This is a genomic window from Ensifer sp. (genome assembly GCF_035999185.1).
Taxonomy (GTDB): domain Bacteria; phylum Pseudomonadota; class Alphaproteobacteria; order Rhizobiales; family Rhizobiaceae; genus Ensifer.
In genome coordinates this window covers 18,528-36,169 of the sequence record NZ_DASYHB010000118.1, presented here as the reverse complement: position 1 = coordinate 36,169, position 17,642 = coordinate 18,528, and the positions used below count along the sequence as shown (strand labels likewise).

Genomic DNA, 17,642 nt, shown 5'->3' with positions numbered 1-17,642 from the left:
CAACTTCCAAGACACGCTTTGAAGTCGCCCGGTGGACAAATTGCCCCCGGGGGTTTTCGTTTATTGAAGGGAATTGGCCATGGCGCGCATCATCGAAACGGCAACCGGTCTGGAGGCTCTGACCTTCGACGACGTCCTGCTTCTGCCCGGACATTCCGAAGTCATGCCGGGTCAGACCAATATCGCCACCACCATTGCGAAGGATATCGACCTCAACCTGCCGATCCTGTCTTCGGCAATGGACACGGTCACCGAAGGGCGTCTTGCTATCGCCATGGCGCAGGCCGGCGGCATCGGCGTCATCCACCGCAACCTGACGCCGGCCGAACAGGCCGAAGAGGTTCGCCAGGTCAAGAAGTTCGAAAGCGGCATGGTCGTCAATCCGGTGACCATCGGCCCCGACGCCAAGCTCGCCGATGCGCTGGGCCTCATGAAGCAGCACGGCATCTCTGGCATTCCGGTCGTTGAAAACGGCGGTGCCGGCGGCCAGAAGCAGGGCCGTCTCGTCGGTATTCTCACCAACCGCGACGTTCGTTTCGCCTCGGATCCGAACCAGAAGATCCACGAACTGATGACGCACGAGAACCTCGTGACCGTTAAGGAAAGCGTCGACCAGCAGGAAGCCAAGCGCCTGCTGCACGCCCACCGTATCGAAAAGCTGCTGGTTGTCGACGGCGACGGTCGCTGCGTCGGTCTCATCACCGTCAAGGACATCGAAAAGGCGCAGCTCAACCCGAACGCCTCCAAGGACGCGCAGGGCCGCCTTCGCGCCGCTGCCGCCATCTCGGTTGGCGACGACGGCTTCGAGCGCGCCGAACGGCTGATCGACGCCGGCATCGACCTGATCGTCGTCGACACGGCCCACGGCCATTCGCAGCGCGTGCTCGATGCCGTCGGCCGCGTCAAGAAGCTGTCCAACTCCGTTCGCATCATGGCCGGCAACGTCGCCACCGCTTCCGGTACCAAGGCGCTGATCGACGCCGGCGCGGATGCGGTCAAGGTCGGTATCGGCCCGGGCTCGATCTGCACCACGCGCATCGTCGCCGGCGTCGGCGTGCCGCAGCTGGCTGCGATCATGGGTGCTGTCGAAGCCGCCCAGGCTGCCGGCATCCCGGTCATTGCCGATGGCGGCATCAAGTTCTCCGGCGACCTTGCCAAGGCGATTGCCGCCGGTGCCTCGGCCGTCATGATCGGCTCGCTGCTTGCCGGCACTGATGAAAGCCCGGGCGAAGTCTTCCTCTACCAGGGCCGCTCCTTCAAGGCCTATCGCGGCATGGGTTCCGTCGGCGCCATGGCGCGCGGCTCGGCAGACCGATACTTCCAGGCGGAAGTGCGCGACACGCTGAAGCTCGTTCCGGAAGGCATCGAAGGCCAGGTTCCCTACAAGGGCCCGGTCGCAGGCGTGCTGCACCAGCTCGCAGGCGGCCTCAAGGCCTCCATGGGCTATGTCGGCGGTCCGACGATCAAGGAATACCAGGAGCGCGCCCAGTTCGTGCGCATCTCCGGCGCGGGCCTTCGCGAAAGCCATGCCCATGACGTGACGATCACCCGCGAGAGCCCGAACTATCCGGGCGCGCACTGATCACCAAAAATGCGAGGGCGCCGCATGATCTCGCGGCGCCCTCCGTCTTTTCAGAGTAAGTGTTTTCAGGGAGTAGCGTGATGACGGGTTTCGAGATTTTCTGGCCGATCATCGCCCATGTCTTTCTCGTCTTCTGCCTCTACGCGCTGCTCTCCTTCCGGCGGATGAGCCTGGTCCGTGCCGGCAAGGCCAACGCCGCCCAGTTTCGCGAGAACCGCGACGAGCCGGGCGAAAGCCTGGTGGTCAAGAACAGCATCGCCAACCAGTTCGAGCTGCCTGTCCTGTTCTACGTCTGCTGCGTGTTGCTCTACATCACCGAGGCCGACAACATCGTCTCCGTCGTCCTCGCCTGGCTCTTCGTCGCACTGCGCTATGTGCATGCCCTCGTGCATGTGACCAGCAACCGCATCCGTTATCGCCGGCCGCTGTTCATGGCGGGTTTCGCGGCTGTTTTCGCCATGTGGGTGTGGCTCGCCGTCTGGATGGCGATGAGCTAATCCGGGGTCTACCGCCCGTCATCTGACGCAAATCTGAGACAATTTTCGTATCGATCGCCGCGTCTTGATACGTGTCAAATACCGTTCGCCGCTTTTGGGAGTAGTCTTGCCGCCGTTAGCGTGACCGTGGGCCTTGCAACGAGGCTGCGGTCTTGCGCCGACGTTGGTCGACAACGCATCGGAGGACGAGATGACCGCAACGATGAAAGCCGCCGTGGTGCGCGAATTCGGCAAGCCGCTGGTAATCGAGGATATGCCGATCCCGAAGCCGGGCCCCGGCCAGGTGCTGATCAAGTACGAGGCGACCGGCGTCTGCCATACGGATCTGCACGCCGCCAACGGCGACTGGCCGGTCAAGCCGAAGCCGCCTTTCATTCCCGGCCATGAGGGCGTCGGCTATGTCGCCGGCCTTGGGGCGGGTGTTGGCCGTCTGAAGGAAGGCGACCGCGTCGGCGTGCCCTGGCTGCATACCGCCTGCGGCGGCTGCACGCCGTGCCGCACCGGCTGGGAAACGCTCTGCGGCAGCCAGCAAAACACCGGCTATTCCGTCAATGGCACCTTTGCCCAGTATGGTCTGGCCGATCCGGATTTCGTCGGTCGCCTGCCGGACAAGCTCGAGTTCGGGCCGGCCGCTCCAGTTCTTTGCGCCGGCGTCACCGTCTACAAGGGGCTGAAGGAAACCGAGGTGCGCCCGGGCGAGTGGGCGCTGATCTCCGGCATCGGTGGCCTTGGCCACATGGCGGTACAGTACGCCAAGGCCATGGGCATGCATGTCGCGGCCGTCGACATCTTCCCGGACAAGCTGGCACTGGCGACAAAGCTCGGTGCCGACCTCGTCGTCGATGCGCGCGACAAGGACGCGGTCGAACAGGTGCAGAAGGCAACCGGCGGCGTGCACGGGGCGCTGGTGACGGCCGTGGCACCCAAGGCGATGGAGCAGGCGTTCAACATGCTGCGCTCCAAGGGCACGATGGCGCTGGTCGGCCTACCGCCCGGCCAGATGTGCGTGCCGATTTTCGACACGGTGCTGAAACGCATCACCATTCGCGGCTCGATCGTCGGTACCCGCCAGGACCTGGAGGAGTCTCTGGAGTTTGCCGGCGAGGGCAAGGTCGCCTCGCACTTCACCTGGGACAAGATCGAAAACATCAACGCCATCTTCAAGCGCATGGAGGAGGGCAAGATCGACGGCCGCATCGTGCTCGACCTCAACGGCTGACGCCGATCACGGCCGGTAACGCAAGTTTGTCTGTTCGATGCCGCCCGCCGACCTATTCTGTCGCGGGCGGTTTCTGTCTGCCGCCGCGGGAGAACGAAACCGAAGGAGGCTGACATGCGGGAACCGACAATCACCCAGGCGATGATCGAAGCCTATGATGAATATACGCACCTGACGCTTGATCGCCGCCGGTTCATGGAAAAACTCACCGGATTGGCCGGCTCCGCGGCCGCGGCAGCCGCGATCGTGCCGCTGCTTGCCGCCAACGGCGCCAAGGCCGAAATCGTTGCCGCGACCGACGCGCGGATCACCGGCGAAGACATCTCCTATCCCGGAACTGCCGGCGATATGAAAGGTTATCTCGTCCGCCCGAAGGATGTGAGCGGCAAGCTGCCGGCGGTCATCGTCATCCACGAGAACCGTGGGCTCAATCCGCATATCCGCGACGTGGCGCGCCGCATGGCGCTCGAAGGCTTCCTCGCGCTCGCCCCGGATTTCCTCTCGCCTTCGGGCGGCACACCGCCGGACGAGGACAAGGCGCGCGAAATGATCGGTGCGCTCGATGCCGCGGCAACGACGGCGAATGCGGCAGCGACTGTTGCGTTCCTCGAGCAACACCAGCAATCGACCGGCAAGGTCGGCGCCATCGGCTTCTGCTGGGGTGGCGGTCTCGTCAACCGGCTCGCGGTGGGTTCGCCAGACCTCAAGGCCGGTGTTGCCTATTACGGCGCGCAGCCCAAGGCCGAGGATGTGCCGAAGATCAAGGCGGCCTTGCTCTTGCACTATGCCGGCCTCGACGATCGCATCAATGCCGGCATCGAGGCCTATCAGAAGGCGCTGAAGGACGACGGAAAGGACGCGACGATCTATGTCTATGACGGCGTCAACCATGCGTTCAACAACGACACGTCGGCCGCCCGCTACGACAAGGCCGCCGCCGATCTCGCCTGGGGCCGGACGGTTGAGTTCCTGAAGGCCAAGCTCGCCTGAACGTGGTTAGCCTGAGCGCGACGAGCCTCAGGCGGCCGCCACCCGGATATGGTCGGCGCAGTCGCTGATGGCGGTCGCGAGCGCGTCCATGTCGCGCTCGCGCGGGCTGCTGCGGCGCCAGACGAGGCCGATCTCGCGGGCCGGCTCTGGGGCCGCGAAGGGCACGATGCGGATCGCGTTGCGCGAGGCTTCCGTCGCGATCGCGATCTCGGGAATGAGCGTCATGCCCATGCCGTTCGCGACCATCTGCAACAGCGTCGTCATCGAGGTGGCGCCGAACGAGACAAGGCGGCGCTTGCCAGCCGTGCTGCAGACGGCCAGTGCCTGATCACGCAGGCAATGCCCTTCTTCCAGCAGCAGCAGCTGTTCGACGTCCACCTGGTCCTCTGTCAGCGGTGACATCAGAATGTTCCGCTCGTTGTCGGCCATGGCCATGTAGAACCGGTCGGAGAAGAGCGGCTTCGTCGCAAGCCCATCCGTGTCGATCGGCAAGGCCGCGATCACCGCATCGAGCAGGCCGTCCCCGAGATCGCCGACCAGTCGCGACGTCACCGATTCCTTCAGCTCGATTTCGATTGCCGGATAGATGCTGCGCAAATGCGGTACCAGTCGCGGCACGAGATAGGGGGCAAGCGTCGGAATGACGCCGATACGGATACGCCCTTCCAGGGTGCCGGAACTTGTCCGTGCGCTCTGCTCCAGCAGATCCACCTCGACAAGGATGGCGCGGGCACGGGCCAACACCTCTTCGCCCTTGCGGGTCAAGAGAACGCCGCTGCGGCTGCGCTCCACCAGCTTCACGCCGAGGTGGCTTTCCATTTCCATGATCTGCGCCGAAAGCGCCGGCTGGCTGACATGGACGAGTTCGGCAGCCTTGCCGAAGTGTCGGGCGGAGGCCAGCGCCTCGAAGTAACGCATCTGTCTGAGTGTAAGCATGATAGGAAAATCCTATCGATTTTTAATTTATATGCAATTGGAGATTATCGAAGCCCTGTGGGAAAAACGCCTTGCCGAAGCGTCCGGGCTTTGAGCGCCGCGATTTGCGGCTGGCAGCTTCCTCAGTTGCCGTCGGGCAATCCTGCCCGACCTCCCGGGCGCGAAACCCTAAAAGGAGGACGCGATGTCGGATCGACCCATATTGACGACGACGGCCGGAGCCCCGGTGCCGGACAACCAGAATGCGCTGACCGCAGGTCCGCGTGGCGGCGTGATGATGCAGGACTACCAGCTTATCGAGAAGCTGTCGCATCAAAACCGCGAGCGTATCCCTGAGCGCGCCGTACACGCCAAGGGCTGGGGCGCCTACGGCACGCTGAAGATCACTGGAGACATTTCCAGCTACACCAAGGCCAAGGTGCTGCAGCCGGGCACTGAGACGCCGATGCTGGCGCGCTTCTCGACGGTTGCGGGCGAGCAGGGCGCGGCCGATGCCGAGCGCGACGTGCGCGGATTCGCACTGAAATTCTATACGCCTGAAGGCAACTGGGACCTCGTCGGCAACAACACGCCGATCTTCTTCGTGCGCGATCCCTACAAGTTCCCGGACTTCATCCACACCCAGAAGCGTCACCCGAAGACCAACCTGCGCTCGGCGACCGCCATGTGGGACTTCTGGTCATTGTCACCGGAAAGCCTGCATCAGGTGACGATCCTGATGTCCGACAGAGGATGTCCGGTCTCGCCGCTGCACATGAACGGCTACGGCTCCCACACCTTCTCGTTCTGGAACGATGCCGGCGAGCGCTATTGGGTAAAATTCCACTTCAAGACCCAGCACGGCCACAAGCACTACACCAACGCCGAGGCGGCTGACGTCATCGGCCGCACCCGCGAGAGCTACCAGGAAGCGCTCTACGGCGCGATCGAGGAGGGCAACTATCCGCGCTGGACGCTGCAGGTGCAGATCATGCCGGAACTCGACGCAGACAAGACACCGTACAACCCCTTCGACCTCACCAAGGTGTGGCCGCATGCGGACTACCCGCCGATCGAGATCGGCGTGCTGGAGCTCAACCGCAATCCGGAGAACTATTTTGCCGAGGTCGAGAACGCAGCCTTCTCGCCGTCGAACATCGTGCCGGGCATCGGCTTTTCGCCGGACAAGATGCTGCAGGCGCGGCTCTTCTCCTATGCGGATGCGCACCGCTACCGCCTCGGCACGCACTACGAGCACATCCCGGTCAATCAGCCGAAATGCCCGGTGCATCACTATCACCGCGACGGCCAGATGAATACGTTCGGCGGCATCAAGACCGGCAATCCCAACGCCTACTACGAGCCGAATTCGTTCAATGGTCCGGCGCAGCTGCCATCCGCGATGGAGCCACCGCTGCGCATCAGCGGCGACATGGGTCGCTACGACCACCGGGAGGGCAACGATGACTACAGCCAGCCGAGGGCGCTGTTCAACCTGTTCGACGCGGGCCAGAAGACGCGCCTGTTCTCCAACATCGCGGCCGCGATGGGCGGGGTGCCGGGGATGATCGTCGAGCGACAGCTCGCCCATTTCAAGCGCGTCCATCCCGACTATGAGGCTGGCGTGCGCGCGGCTCTCCGGGCGGCCCACAACTATGAAGTGGAGGCAGTCAACAGCGCTGCCGAATAGGCGGGGCGGGCGCTCGCTCATCGCTCAAAGAAAAAGGCCACTTACCTGCCGGTGCGTGGCCTTTTTGACGTTTCTATCCGTTCTTACCAGCCCGGCAGCATATGGCTCTGACGCAGCCGCGGATAACGGGGGAAGCCCTTGATATCGGCTTCAAGGTCGTCGTTGGCGCTGATCGGCGTGATGTTGTCGAGGCAGGCGGTGATGTGGTTGCTGATCGCATTGGAAAGCGAAGGCGAAAGGCCCGGCCGCTTCATGATGCCGATCTGCACCGGCGCCAGCGCCGGGAAGCCGTCGGCAAGCGTCAGCACCTTCATGCCGGGACGAAGGGCCGATTCCGGCAGGACCGAAACGGCCATGCCGGCAAGAACGGCCGCGGCGACGACGGTCGACGACCAGCTGGTGAACAGGATCTGGTACTCTCGGCCGGTCGCATCGAGCGCTGCACAGGCCGCCTGCCGCCACAGACAGTCGCGACGACCGACGGCAAGCGGGATCGGCGCGTTCTCCGGCAGCGGGTGGTTGATCGAGCCGACCCAGCAGAGCGGCTCGGTCCGGACGACGTCGGAGGCCCGGGCGCGCGGATTGTGCGTGACGAGCGCGATGTCGAGGTCGCCCTTGGCCATCTTCTCGGCGAGATCGACCGAAGGTTCGCAAACGATGTAGAGCTCGACATTCGGATGCGTCTTGGCAAAACGCATGATGATCTCGGGCATGTAGCGGTCGGCATAGTCGTCGGGTGTGCCGATCCGGAGCGTGCCCTCCAGCCGATTGTCGTCAAACGAAGCGATCGCTTCGTTGTTGAGGCGGATCATCCGGCGGGCGAAATTCAGCAGCCGGTCGCCTTCGACCGTCAGCCGGTTGCCGCGGCCATCCTTCATGAACAGCGCCTTGCCGATGCGCTCTTCCAGTCGCCGCATCTGCATGGAAACGGCTGATTGCGTCTTGAAAACCCGGTCGGCCGCCTTGGTAAAACTGCCCGTATCAGCGATCGCGACGAAGGTCTGAAGTTGATCGATATCAAGGGGTGCGGACATGGCTATGATGCATCCATAAGATTGTTTGATGAATATCATTAAAAACATTCGTTGGACTGATCAATAAGGATTTGCGATCTATCGGGGGCAAATTCATCGATCCCTTGCCGGCAATGATGCCGGTCGTTCCCAAATTTCTTGGCCCGCCCCTGCGTCTGATCTCCCCGCAGGGGATGGGTCTCTTCGTGCCTGGAAGAAGGAGTACCGTCATGCGCACGACACAGCACGTCCTCGATCTCGACCTCGTTGCCGGAAAGCAGTCCCATGCCGCCCGCGCCGTCGGCGTGACGGGTATGCTGACGTCCACATGGCGCCAACTGCGCAACCGATATGCGATCGGCCGTCTGAATGACCTGGATGACCGCCAGCTCCTCGATATGGGGCTTAAGCGCGAAGACGTGAAGGAGGCCATCACCTCGCCCTTCTTCGACAGTCCGGCGAGTTACCTGACGCGTGCGTCGCGAAACCGTGCGAGCCTCTTTTACAAGGGGACCCGCCACGATTGATTTTCCCTATGGCGCATCCCGCCGCTTGAGATGTGCCAGTCGAGCATGATCCGCGAAAGCCTGCCGCCGCCGCGGATCATGCTGCGAATTCTGAAGTTTCGGTGCTGCTGGTCTCAACGGTCGCGCGCCCAAACGTTCCCCGCAGGGTAGAGCCAATAGACCCTGCCGCTTGGCCCGGTACATGACCAAGACATGTACCGGGCCTTTTTCTTTTTGCGCGGGGCAGGGTGAGGGCGTTTGGGGCCGTTTAGCTCTTGGCGCTAGGGCCGGTCTTGTAGATGTCGAAAAGCGCTTCGACGTTCTTCTGGTATTCCTTCTGCATCTCGAGCCCGGTGTCGAACATGCTGTTCATCACCTGCGAGAATTGCGCGACCGCCGGGTTATCGGCTGCCGGCTTCTGCGCACCGGCCGCACCCGCCTGCATCATGTCCTGAAACGCCTTGACGAACGGGTTGTCAGCGAAGACGTCGGCTGCCTTGGGCTTTTCCTCTTCCTTCTTGCCCATGCCGAAGAAGCCTTGCATGGCCTGGGTGAAGGGGTTGTCGAACGGATTCGGTTGCGGTTCCGGCTTCTTGGCAAAGCCGGTGGCCTCCATCCATTGCCGCATCGCCGTTGCCATCGGATTGTTGGCGAAGGCGTCGCTTGCGGCTGCAAACTGTCCGGTCGTCTGCTTGAACAGCCCGCCCATCAGCGTGTCGGCCATGACCGGCAGCATCTGCTTGTAGATTTCCTGGCTGATGCCGGTGAGCTGGGCGGCTTGCGCGGCAATGGCGCGCGACATGTCCTTAGAGCCGAACAATTGCCCGAGAACGCCGTTGCCGTCAGCCATGCCCTGTGGCGTGAACGCCTGGCTGACGTCTTCGAAGTATTTGGCATAGTTGCCGCTGCCAAGGGCCGTCAGCAGCGCGCCGAAATCATAAGGATTGGTGGTGTTGCGCTTGAAGGCTGCGGAAAACGCCGGCAGCAACGCCGCAGTCGCCTTGGTCATCTGTTCCTGGGCGATGCCGAATTGCTGCGCCATCAGCTCGATAGCCTTGCCATTCTGCGCCTGCGCGAACATGTCAAAAAGCGGTGCCATGCCAGTTCCCCTTCGGCTTGACGCGCGACGCTGAAAGCGACGCATATCCTTGCACTATAACGGGAAATCGGAGGCTGGGAACCGCTTTTTGAAGGTGCCTTGCGGCCCTCAGTACTGGTACTCGGCAAAGACCGGATCGACCGAACCGTTCCAGCGGCCATTGTAGAGCGCCAGCAGATCCTCGGCGAGCGTTGCCTTCTTCGCGAGCACTTCGTCGAGCGGCGCCAGGAACTGGCTTTCGTCGACGCCATCGCCGTTCAACCGGTTGCGGCGCTTCAGGCCGCCGCGCGAAATCGCAAGCACCTCACGCGCGATGTCGTAGAGGGTGCCGGTGCGGAACTTGGTCGAAAGCGCCTGAACCGGAACCGCATTGCGCATCGCGCTCACTTCCTCGAAGGTCCAGTCGCGCGTCAGCGCCTCGGCGGCGTCGAGCGCTTCGCGGTCGTAGAGCAGGCCAACCCAGAAGGCCGGCAGCGCGCAGATCCGCCGCCACGGACCGCCATCGGCGCCGCGCATTTCGAGGAAGCGCTTCAGGCGCACATCGGGGAACAGTGTCGAGAGGTGGTTGGTCCAGTCGCCCATGTTCGGCTGCCAGTCGGCAATCTCGCCCTTGAGCGCGCCGTTCATGAACTGGCGGAAGGTGACGTGGGTACAATCGTGGTAGTGGCCGTCGCGCACGACGAAGTACATCGGCACGTCGAGCGCCCACTCGACATAGTCGGCAAAGCCGAAATCCGGACGGAAGGCGGAGGGCAGAAGACCGGCGCGCTGGTTGTCGGTGTCGCGCCAGATGTCGCCGCGCCAGGAAAGCAGTCCGTTCGGCTTGCCGTCGGTAAACGGCGAGCTGGCAAACAGCGCGGTCGAAAGCGGCTGCAGCTTCAGCGACACCTGCATCTTGCGGCGCATGTCCTCTTCCGAGGAAAAGTCGAGGTTCACCTGGATCGTACAGGTGCGGTACATCATGTCGAGGCCCTTGGTGCCGACCTTGGGCATATAGCGGCTCATGATCCCGTAGCGCGATTTCGGCATGCGCGGGGTTTCGTCGAAGGTCCATTTCGGGCTGCCGCCGATGCCGAGGAAACGGATGCCGAGTGGCTCGGCGACTTCGCGCAGCACCGCCAGGTGCTGGTTCGATTCCTTGCAGGTCTGGTGCAGGTTCTCGAGCGGAGCGCCGGAAAGCTCGAACTGGCCGCCCGGTTCCAGCGAAATCGCACCGTTACCCGACTGTTCGGCAAGGCCGATGATGTTGCCCTCGTCGACGATCGGCTCCCAGCCGTTCTTGGCGGCCATGCCGTTCAGAAGCGCCTGGATGCTGGCGTCGCCGAAATAGGGGACGGGGCTGTTGTCCGCCTTAAAGAAGGCGAACTTTTCGTGCTCCGTGCCGATCCGGAACCGCTCCTCCGGTTTCGAACCTTCGGCCAGGTAGGCGGTCAGGTCAGCGACAGAGGTTACCGGCGTCTGGTCGGTGGTATCTCGGGCCATGAGCGTCTTCTTTTGTTTGGGCGACTGCCGCTGGATAGCGGGAGTTGATGAAGGCTGCTTGAACCGTAATCAGGTGCGGTGCAAGTCAATTTCTTTCAAGGTCTCATCAAAAAAAGTAGGACGATTGCTTGCGCTGGGGCAAGTGCCCGAGCAGCAGGCCGGGCTTTCCAACCGTTCGTTGTTCCGGAATTTTCCCCTTCTCTTAGGAGAGGAGCCGACGGCCTGTCTGTTCCGGAACCGACCGGCTACCGCCAGTCGCCGACGGTCGCCTGGATGACCGCCATCGCGGCAACGGCTGCGGTATCGGCGCGCAGGATGCGCGGCCCGAGCGGGATGGCGCTGACGAATTCGAGGCTGCGCAGCAGGGTGCGTTCGGCTTCGGAAAATCCGCCTTCGGGCCCGATCAGCAGAGCGAGCTTCTTTTCCTTGATGGCAGAAAGAACGGGCAGCGGGTTCTGGCTGTCGCTGCCTTCGTCGCAGAATATGATGCGCCGATCGGTTGGCCAGGTGGCAAGAACATCCTCGAGCCGCCGCGGTTCTTCGACATCGGGAATTCCGAGAACGCCGCACTGTTCGGCCGCTTCGATGACATTGGCGCGCACGCGCTCGATATTGCCGAGTTTGCCCTGCACATGCTGCGTCGTGACCGGCTGCAACACACCGGCGCCCATTTCGACGGCCTTCTGGACGAGATAATCGAGCCGCCCGACCTTGAGCGGCGCGAAGAGGTAGACAAGATCGCACGGTTCAGGCTGCGGCCGTGTCTGTTCGACCGACGTCAGCACCAGCTTTTTCTTGGCTGCGAAGGAAAGCTCCGCGCGCCACTCGCCGTCACGCCCGTTGAAGACGAGGATCGAAGAGCCTTCCTCGTAGCGCAGCACGTTGACGAGATAGTTGAATTGTTCCTTCGTCGCCTCGTGGGCGGACCCCGCCTGGAGGGAGTGCTCGACGAACAGGCGCTGCATGCGGAAATTGGCGCGCATATCGGGACCTTCACATGAAAATGCTGGATAGAATGAAATAGAGGACGGCCGAGAGCAGGGCCGATGCCGGCACCGTGATGACCCACGCGCCGACAATTGTCAGGAAATGCGAGCGGCGCACGAGGCGCCGGCGACGCACCTCGGCGAAGTTCGTTTCCGCAGCCTCCATGAAATCGGCCTGGCCTGTCTTTTGCCGGACATATTCCAGGCGCCGCTTGGAATTGCGGATGTACCATTCACGAAAGAAACCGACGCCGAAGACAGCGCCGACCGCCGTGTGGGTCGAACTGATCGGCAGACCGAGCGCCGATGCGAGCAGAACCGTCACCGCGGTGGCGAGCGCCACGCAGAAGGCGCGCATCGGATTGAGCTTGGTGATTTCCTGGCCGACGACCCGGATAAGCTTCGGGCCGTAGAGCAGCAGGCCGATCGAAATGCCGAGCGCGCCGATCGCCAACTCCCAGAGGGGCGTCGGCGAAGTCTGCGTCGTGACGACCCCGTCGAGCGCTGAAACGATGGCCGACAAGGGGCCGATCGCGTTCGAGACGTCGTTGGCACCGTGGGCGAACGAAAGGAGGGCGGCGGCCACGATCAGCGGCAGTCGGAACAGCTTGCGCAGCGACTGGTTGCGGTTGTCGAGGCCTTCAGATTGGCGATAGATCCAGGGTTTTGCCTGCAGATAGACGGCGACCCCGGCAATGAGCCCAGCGGCAAGCCCCGTCGACAGGGAGATTGCGGCGACCTGTACCAATGCAATAAGGGCAAGATAGGCGGTGAAGCAGCCGGTGGTGATGCCGAGGATGACCGGCATCCAACGCCGGGCCGCCGCAATCTTGTCCTCGCGGTAGATGATGAATTCCTTGAGGAAAGCGAGGAAGGCGGCCGCGATCGCGCCGCCAAGCAGCGGCGAGATGGTCCAGCTCAAGGTGATGCCGGCGAGCGACCACCATTGCACGCTGGAAAATCCGGCAGCGGCGATACCCGCGCCGACGATGCCGCCGATGATCGAGTGCGTGGTCGAAACCGGAGCTCCGGAGTAGGTGGCGATGTTGATCCAGGCGGCCGACGACGCCAGCGCCGCCATCATGATCCACACGATTGCCTGCGGTCCGAGCACATCTTCGCCATAGACGATTCCCGCCTCGATCGTCAGCGAGACCTGCCGACCGGCTAGGAGCGCGCCGGCAATCTCGAAAATGGCAGCGATGGTCAGCGCCGTCGCCATAGACATCGCCTTGGCGCCGACCGCGGCACCGACGTTGTTGGTCACGTCGTTGGCGCCGATGTTCATCGCCATGTAGCCGGCAATCGCGGCCGCCGCGATGATGATCGGCGCCGTGGCGGAACTCGTGACGAAGCTTGAGGCAACAGCCATGCTCAGGAGCAGGAACAGACAGGCGAGCGCCGGCGCGGCGAGGCTGCGCCTGACATGCTGCGAGGCTTCCTCGGCAAGACTGAGCTTGTCGAGGTCCTTGTCGATCGTCTGCTTTGCGAGGTGTGTGCGCGGCTTAGCCACTGCGGCGAACTCCGTTGTCACCACGGCCACTAAGACCACAGCAACATGCATTCAAGTGGATTTGATGGACCTCCGCCCACAAGGCGCCGGGAACGCGCTCAACGGACAGCGGATGGCTAGGAAAACAGCCTGTAAGGCTAACCGTTAGCCGTCTTGGGCACCAGCTCAGCGGACGTGGCCATGCGTGCGCCGAATGCAAGGATGAGGTCTTTCAGGGTCGGTTCGGCCACACGCGACGCGGCCTCCTTGTAGTCGACCCATTCGAGCTGCCGCCGCCCTTCTTCGGGAAAGTGCTTGCAGAGATCGTCGACTTCGAGCGCGTGAACCTGCACTTTGACGGAAATCTTCAGGCCGTGGTCCATGCGCTTCTGGTAGAGGTAGTAGCCGGTGGCGGCCTTCTGCACGTGTCCCTTGACGCCAGCCTCTTCATAGGCTTCGCGTTCGGCCACTTCATGCGCGCGCTTTCCCTGCATCGGCCATCCCTTGGGGATGACCCAGCGGCCGGTGTCGCGACTGGTGATCATGAGGATTTCGAGGGCCTTGGTCTTCTTGCGAATGCGATAGCACAGAGCGGCGTATTGCATGCGCGCCGGGCGACGCAGCATCAATTGGACATCGGATGCGAGCCTGTTCAGGAAGTTCAAGGTCGTCTGCGCTCCTCTCGGCGAATCAGTGATCACAATTAATATTCACGGCAGTATGGCAGCGTCCTGTTGCGTGTAAATGTTGCGGCCATTCGGCAGCTGGATATGCAGCCAGCTTTCGACCGACTGTGGTCCAGATACGACAGGATATGGTGTTTTCACGGCGGTTTTCCAAACCAGAAGACAACCGCGCGTTGGCCCTGAAGCGGGGCTGGTTGGAAATCTCAGCCGGTGCGGTCACGCTGCTGCAGGCGCAGCCGGGCGATGCGGTTCCATTCGCCGGTGCGTTCCGCCTCGCGGGTCGCTGCGGCGACGAAGTCGATATGGCTTTGCGCCGCCATCTTGGCGGCCGCCGGGTCCTTGGCCATGATCGCGTCAAAGATGGCTTCGTGCTGGGCAAGCAGCCGGTCGTGGGCGCCCGGCGCGTTGAAGACCGAATTGCGGTGGAAGAAGATGCCCTGTTGCAACAGGCGATAACAGGCGCGCAGCGTATGCAGCAGGATGATGTTGTGGGCGCTCTCGCCGATCGCCTGATGCAGTTCGATATCGGCTTCGAGCTCGGCGTCGAAGTCGCCGGCGGCATGGGCCGCCCGCATGCGCTCGATGATCCGCGTCAGGATGTCTCTGTCGAAATCGGTGGCGCGGGTCGCTGCCAGTTCCGCCGTCAGGCCCTCGAGTTCGCGCCGGTATTCGAGGTAGTCCTGCGTTGCCTTGTGGTGGCGGGCGATGAGGTCGATCAGCGGCTTGGAGAAGATCTGGCCGACGACATCGGCGACGAAGGTGCCGCCGCCATGACGGCTGTCGACGAGACCGCGTGTCTCGAGTTCCTTCAGCGCCTCGCGCAGGATCGGCCTGGACACGTCGAAGCGCTTGGACAGATCACGTTCGCCCGGCAACCGATCGCCGTCGCGCAGCACGCCCTCGAGGATCAGGAGCTCGATCTGCTGCACGACTTCGTCCGCCGTGCGGCTATGGCTGATGCGGGCGAAGAGTTCGATCTGGTCGTCGGTCACGGCAGGGTCTCCGGGATCACGGGCCTTGGGGAACGACCCAGTCACAGCGTGATCGATAGGCATGATTGCGAGGGTGAAGCGGGAAAACGCGCCCGTCTGATCTTCCCGCTTTGGGCCGCAATCTAGGCATCCGGCGCAAAGTGGTCAATTTGATTGTCCAGTTTGCGCGGCTGACAAAAATCAAACTGCGTCAATGCGTCCTTTGTTCTTTTGCTCGTCTGGTTGATAAGGAAGTTGTGATGAACGCGTGAGGGGGACAAAGCGCTTCATGGCAAAGGGTAGTTTTGCATTTCCGGTGGCGCCAATGCGAGCGCTTGCCTTGGGTGAGGTTCACTCCCGCCCGTACGCGCTGGTGACGACGCCGCGCGTGATCTTTCAGCTCGCCTTCCTGACGGACGGCGGCTCGATTGTCGACCATGCCGTGCTGTCGGAGTTGACGCGCGCCCGAGGCATCGCGCCGCCCGGTCGCGACGCCAATCATCATGCCATGCCCTGGGGGCAGGGCACGCTGCGCTGGGAGCGGCATACCGAGTTTTCGACCTATTTCTGGGACGCGCCGCCACCGGAGCAGTTCGGTGGTGACGTGCCGATCCATCCCTTCGGCGACGGCTTCTCGCCGCCGGGCTCGCTGATCTCAGGCATCCGTCTGGAGATCCGGGCCGATACGCCCGAAACCCGCGAGGCGATCAAGCTCTTCGACCCGACCAGTCTCTGTTACAGCGAAACCAAGAACGGCCAGGCGGTGATCGTCACCGACTTCCGCCAGAACGGTGATGGCCTGACGCAGATCCTGGTGATCGACCGCGGCATGACGGAAGCCGGCACCGGCGCGCTCGTCCAGCGTCTCCTTGACATCGAAACCTACCGGACGCTGGCGATGATGGGGCTGCCGCTTGCCCAATCGCTGTCGCCGGAGATCCGCCGGACCGAGGACGGTCTGACGGCGATCACCCAACGCATGAAGGAAAATGTCCGCGAGGAGGCCGATGACATGCTGGCCGAGATCACCCGGCTTGCCGCCGATCTCGAAGCGGGCGCAGCACTTAGCCTTTATCGGTTTGGCGCCAGCCGCGCCTATTACGGCATCGTCCAGGAGCGCATTCGCTCGCTCGCGGAAACCCCGGTGCCCGGCTACGAGACGGTCGGTACCTTCCTTGAACGCCGCCTCGCACCGGCCATGCGCACTTGCCAGTCGGTGGAGGAGCGCCAGGCGAACCTGTCACGCAAGCTTGCCCGCGCCACAGCACTCCTCAGAAGCTGGGTCGATGTCGAGCTCGAACGGCAGAACAGCGCGCTTCTGAATTCGATGGACCGGCGCGCAAAGTTGCAGTTGCGCCTGCAGCAGACGGTCGAAGGCCTCTCGGTCGCGGCGATCTCCTATTATGTCGTCGGGTTGTTCGGCTATCTTGCCAAGGCGGTCAGCCATGAGCTGCCGATCGATCCGGGCCTGTTGACGGGTCTTGCCGTACCCGTGGCCGTCGCCGGCGTCTGGCTGATCGTGCGACGCATAAGGCGCCATCACGAAGAGGCCGATCACAAGTAGCGCCGAAGACTGGTGCGCGGGGCTTGCCCCGCCTACTGCTCCCAGTAGGGGATCGGGCCGTAGAGTTCGGCCAGGTAGTCGATGAACAGCCGCACCTTGGCCGGCAGGAACTGGCGGCTTGGATAAACCGCCGACAGCGTCAGGTGTTTTGACCCTTCCCATTGCGGCAGCACCTGGACCAGCTGGCCGCTGCGCAGTTCCGGGCCGATATCCCAGGTGGACCTGAGCGCAATGCCGGCGCCGGCGATGACGGCGGCGCGCACGATCTCCGAGGAGTTGGTGACGAGCGGCCCCTCCGGGTGCCAGACGAGCGCGCCTTCCGGTCCTTCAAGCTTCCAGTTGTCGTTGTTGTGGGCGGGCAGGCAAAGGTGGTTGGCAAGATCGCCGATTTCTTTCGGCGCGCCGTTGCGCGCGATGTAGTCCGGTGCGGCGCACAGCAGCCGGCGGACCGGAGCGAGCTTGCGTGCAACCAGCGACGAATCCGTGAGTTCGCCGATGCGGACCGCCATGTCGAAGCCGTCGGCGACGATGTCGGTGAAATCGTCGGTCAAGACGATGTGCAGCTTCAGGTCCGGATGGTCCTTCATGAACGTCGTCAGGTGCGGTGCGATGTGCATCCGGCCGAAAGAGGTGGGCGCCGATATTCGGAGCACGCCGAGCGCATGGGATGATCGCCCGGATGCGTAGGCCTCCGCTTCTTCGATGCCGGTGAGGATGCCGAGGACGCGGTCGTAGAAGCCTTGGCCGGCTTCCGTCAGCGAGATTTGGCGCGTCGTGCGCTGCAAAAGCCGCGTGCCGAGGCGATCTTCGAGCCTTTTGATGCGCTTGGAGATGACAGCTGGGGAAAACCCCAGCACCCGCCCCGCTGCCGACATGCTTCCGGTGGAAACGACCCGTGCAAAAATCTCAAGATCGCCTAAATTCGTCATCAATCGTTGCCATTGTTTCCA

16 protein-coding genes are annotated in these 17,642 nt (G+C 62.9%); 7 read left to right on the top strand and 9 right to left on the bottom strand.

The window, feature by feature from the left end; translation table 11 throughout:
• Nucleotides 1-79: 79 nt before the first annotated feature.
• From guaB to VGO04_RS14820, 4 genes are all read left to right on the top strand, one after another.
• Nucleotides 80-1,582: an IMP dehydrogenase gene (gene guaB / locus VGO04_RS14835; protein WP_327496724.1), complete on the top strand. Its 1,503-nt coding sequence runs from the start codon at nt 80-82 to the stop codon at nt 1,580-1,582.
• An 80-nt stretch (nt 1,583-1,662) separates the two neighbouring features.
• A complete protein-coding gene (locus tag VGO04_RS14830) occupies nt 1,663-2,079 on the top strand; it encodes an MAPEG family protein (RefSeq protein ID WP_327496723.1) in 417 nt (138 codons plus the stop codon).
• 190 nt (nt 2,080-2,269) lie between these two features.
• The gene (adhP, locus tag VGO04_RS14825; protein WP_327496722.1) at nt 2,270-3,298 is read left to right on the top strand and encodes an alcohol dehydrogenase AdhP; all 1,029 of its coding nucleotides are present in this window, start codon (nt 2,270-2,272) and stop codon (nt 3,296-3,298) included.
• A gap of 114 nt (nt 3,299-3,412) precedes the next feature.
• Nucleotides 3,413-4,288, top strand: a complete 876-nt coding sequence (locus VGO04_RS14820) for a dienelactone hydrolase family protein (RefSeq protein WP_327496721.1) — start codon at nt 3,413-3,415, stop codon at nt 4,286-4,288.
• Between the two features lie 27 nt (nt 4,289-4,315).
• On the opposite strand, the gene VGO04_RS14815 is transcribed toward VGO04_RS14820, so the two are convergent.
• Nucleotides 4,316-5,224, bottom strand: coding sequence for a hydrogen peroxide-inducible genes activator (locus VGO04_RS14815; protein WP_327496720.1), 909 nt, complete (start codon nt 5,222-5,224; stop codon nt 4,316-4,318).
• A 184-nt stretch (nt 5,225-5,408) separates the two neighbouring features.
• Between VGO04_RS14815 and katA the strand changes: the two genes are divergently transcribed.
• On the top strand, nt 5,409-6,893 hold the full coding sequence (katA, locus tag VGO04_RS14810) for a catalase KatA (protein WP_327496719.1): 1,485 nt from the start codon (nt 5,409-5,411) through the stop codon (nt 6,891-6,893).
• 83 nt (nt 6,894-6,976) lie between these two features.
• Here katA and VGO04_RS14805 read toward each other — a convergent pair whose 3' ends face one another.
• Nucleotides 6,977-7,927: a LysR substrate-binding domain-containing protein gene (locus VGO04_RS14805; RefSeq protein ID WP_077962266.1), complete on the bottom strand. Its 951-nt coding sequence runs from the start codon at nt 7,925-7,927 to the stop codon at nt 6,977-6,979.
• A gap of 209 nt (nt 7,928-8,136) precedes the next feature.
• On the opposite strand from VGO04_RS14805, the gene VGO04_RS14800 reads away from it, so the two are divergent.
• Nucleotides 8,137-8,433, top strand: coding sequence for a DUF1127 domain-containing protein (locus VGO04_RS14800; RefSeq protein ID WP_327496718.1), 297 nt, complete (start codon nt 8,137-8,139; stop codon nt 8,431-8,433).
• 247 nt (nt 8,434-8,680) lie between these two features.
• Here VGO04_RS14800 and VGO04_RS14795 read toward each other — a convergent pair whose 3' ends face one another.
• The 6 genes from VGO04_RS14795 to VGO04_RS14770 form a co-directional block, all read right to left on the bottom strand.
• Complete coding sequence (locus tag VGO04_RS14795; RefSeq protein ID WP_327496717.1) at nt 8,681-9,511, bottom strand: DUF937 domain-containing protein; 831 nt, start codon at nt 9,509-9,511, stop codon at nt 8,681-8,683.
• 108 nt (nt 9,512-9,619) lie between these two features.
• Complete coding sequence (locus tag VGO04_RS14790; RefSeq protein WP_327496716.1) at nt 9,620-10,993, bottom strand: glutamate--cysteine ligase; 1,374 nt, start codon at nt 10,991-10,993, stop codon at nt 9,620-9,622.
• A 245-nt stretch (nt 10,994-11,238) separates the two neighbouring features.
• A complete protein-coding gene (locus VGO04_RS14785; protein WP_327496715.1) occupies nt 11,239-11,976 on the bottom strand; it encodes a 16S rRNA (uracil(1498)-N(3))-methyltransferase in 738 nt (245 codons plus the stop codon).
• A gap of 10 nt (nt 11,977-11,986) precedes the next feature.
• On the bottom strand, nt 11,987-13,492 hold the full coding sequence (locus tag VGO04_RS14780; protein ID WP_327496714.1) for an anion permease: 1,506 nt from the start codon (nt 13,490-13,492) through the stop codon (nt 11,987-11,989).
• Between the two features lie 137 nt (nt 13,493-13,629).
• Complete coding sequence (locus tag VGO04_RS14775; RefSeq protein ID WP_327496713.1) at nt 13,630-14,136, bottom strand: NUDIX hydrolase; 507 nt, start codon at nt 14,134-14,136, stop codon at nt 13,630-13,632.
• Nucleotides 14,137-14,360: 224 nt separating this feature from the next.
• On the bottom strand, nt 14,361-15,149 hold the full coding sequence (locus VGO04_RS14770) for a FadR/GntR family transcriptional regulator (RefSeq protein ID WP_327496712.1): 789 nt from the start codon (nt 15,147-15,149) through the stop codon (nt 14,361-14,363).
• A gap of 268 nt (nt 15,150-15,417) precedes the next feature.
• Here VGO04_RS14770 and VGO04_RS14765 point away from each other — a divergent pair, with 268 nt between their 5' ends.
• Nucleotides 15,418-16,692, top strand: coding sequence for a DUF3422 family protein (locus VGO04_RS14765; protein WP_327496711.1), 1,275 nt, complete (start codon nt 15,418-15,420; stop codon nt 16,690-16,692).
• A 32-nt stretch (nt 16,693-16,724) separates the two neighbouring features.
• Here VGO04_RS14765 and VGO04_RS14760 read toward each other — a convergent pair whose 3' ends face one another.
• Nucleotides 16,725-17,621 (bottom strand): LysR family transcriptional regulator, encoded by an 897-nt coding sequence (locus VGO04_RS14760; RefSeq protein WP_327496710.1) that lies wholly within the window; start codon nt 17,619-17,621, stop codon nt 16,725-16,727.
• Between the last annotated feature and the right edge of the window lie 21 nt (nt 17,622-17,642).

What these genes read in the sequence shown, in the direction of transcription:
- VGO04_RS14765 (WP_327496711.1), top strand. Translation starts at nt 15,418, where the DNA reads ATGGCAAAGGGTAGTTTTGCATTTCCGGTGGCGCCAATGCGAGCGCTT.
- adhP (WP_327496722.1), top strand. Translation starts at nt 2,270, where the DNA reads ATGACCGCAACGATGAAAGCCGCCGTGGTGCGCGAATTCGGCAAGCCG.
- VGO04_RS14820 (WP_327496721.1), top strand. Translation starts at nt 3,413, where the DNA reads ATGCGGGAACCGACAATCACCCAGGCGATGATCGAAGCCTATGATGAA.
- VGO04_RS14805 (WP_077962266.1), bottom strand. Translation starts at nt 7,927, where the DNA reads ATGTCCGCACCCCTTGATATCGATCAACTTCAGACCTTCGTCGCGATC.
- guaB (WP_327496724.1), top strand. Translation starts at nt 80, where the DNA reads ATGGCGCGCATCATCGAAACGGCAACCGGTCTGGAGGCTCTGACCTTC.
- katA (WP_327496719.1), top strand. Translation starts at nt 5,409, where the DNA reads ATGTCGGATCGACCCATATTGACGACGACGGCCGGAGCCCCGGTGCCG.
- VGO04_RS14815 (WP_327496720.1), bottom strand. Translation starts at nt 5,224, where the DNA reads ATGCTTACACTCAGACAGATGCGTTACTTCGAGGCGCTGGCCTCCGCC.
- VGO04_RS14785 (WP_327496715.1), bottom strand. Translation starts at nt 11,976, where the DNA reads ATGCGCGCCAATTTCCGCATGCAGCGCCTGTTCGTCGAGCACTCCCTC.
- VGO04_RS14760 (WP_327496710.1), bottom strand. Translation starts at nt 17,621, where the DNA reads ATGACGAATTTAGGCGATCTTGAGATTTTTGCACGGGTCGTTTCCACC.
- VGO04_RS14790 (WP_327496716.1), bottom strand. Translation starts at nt 10,993, where the DNA reads ATGGCCCGAGATACCACCGACCAGACGCCGGTAACCTCTGTCGCTGAC.
- VGO04_RS14830 (WP_327496723.1), top strand. Translation starts at nt 1,663, where the DNA reads ATGACGGGTTTCGAGATTTTCTGGCCGATCATCGCCCATGTCTTTCTC.
- VGO04_RS14800 (WP_327496718.1), top strand. Translation starts at nt 8,137, where the DNA reads ATGCGCACGACACAGCACGTCCTCGATCTCGACCTCGTTGCCGGAAAG.
- VGO04_RS14795 (WP_327496717.1), bottom strand. Translation starts at nt 9,511, where the DNA reads ATGGCACCGCTTTTTGACATGTTCGCGCAGGCGCAGAATGGCAAGGCT.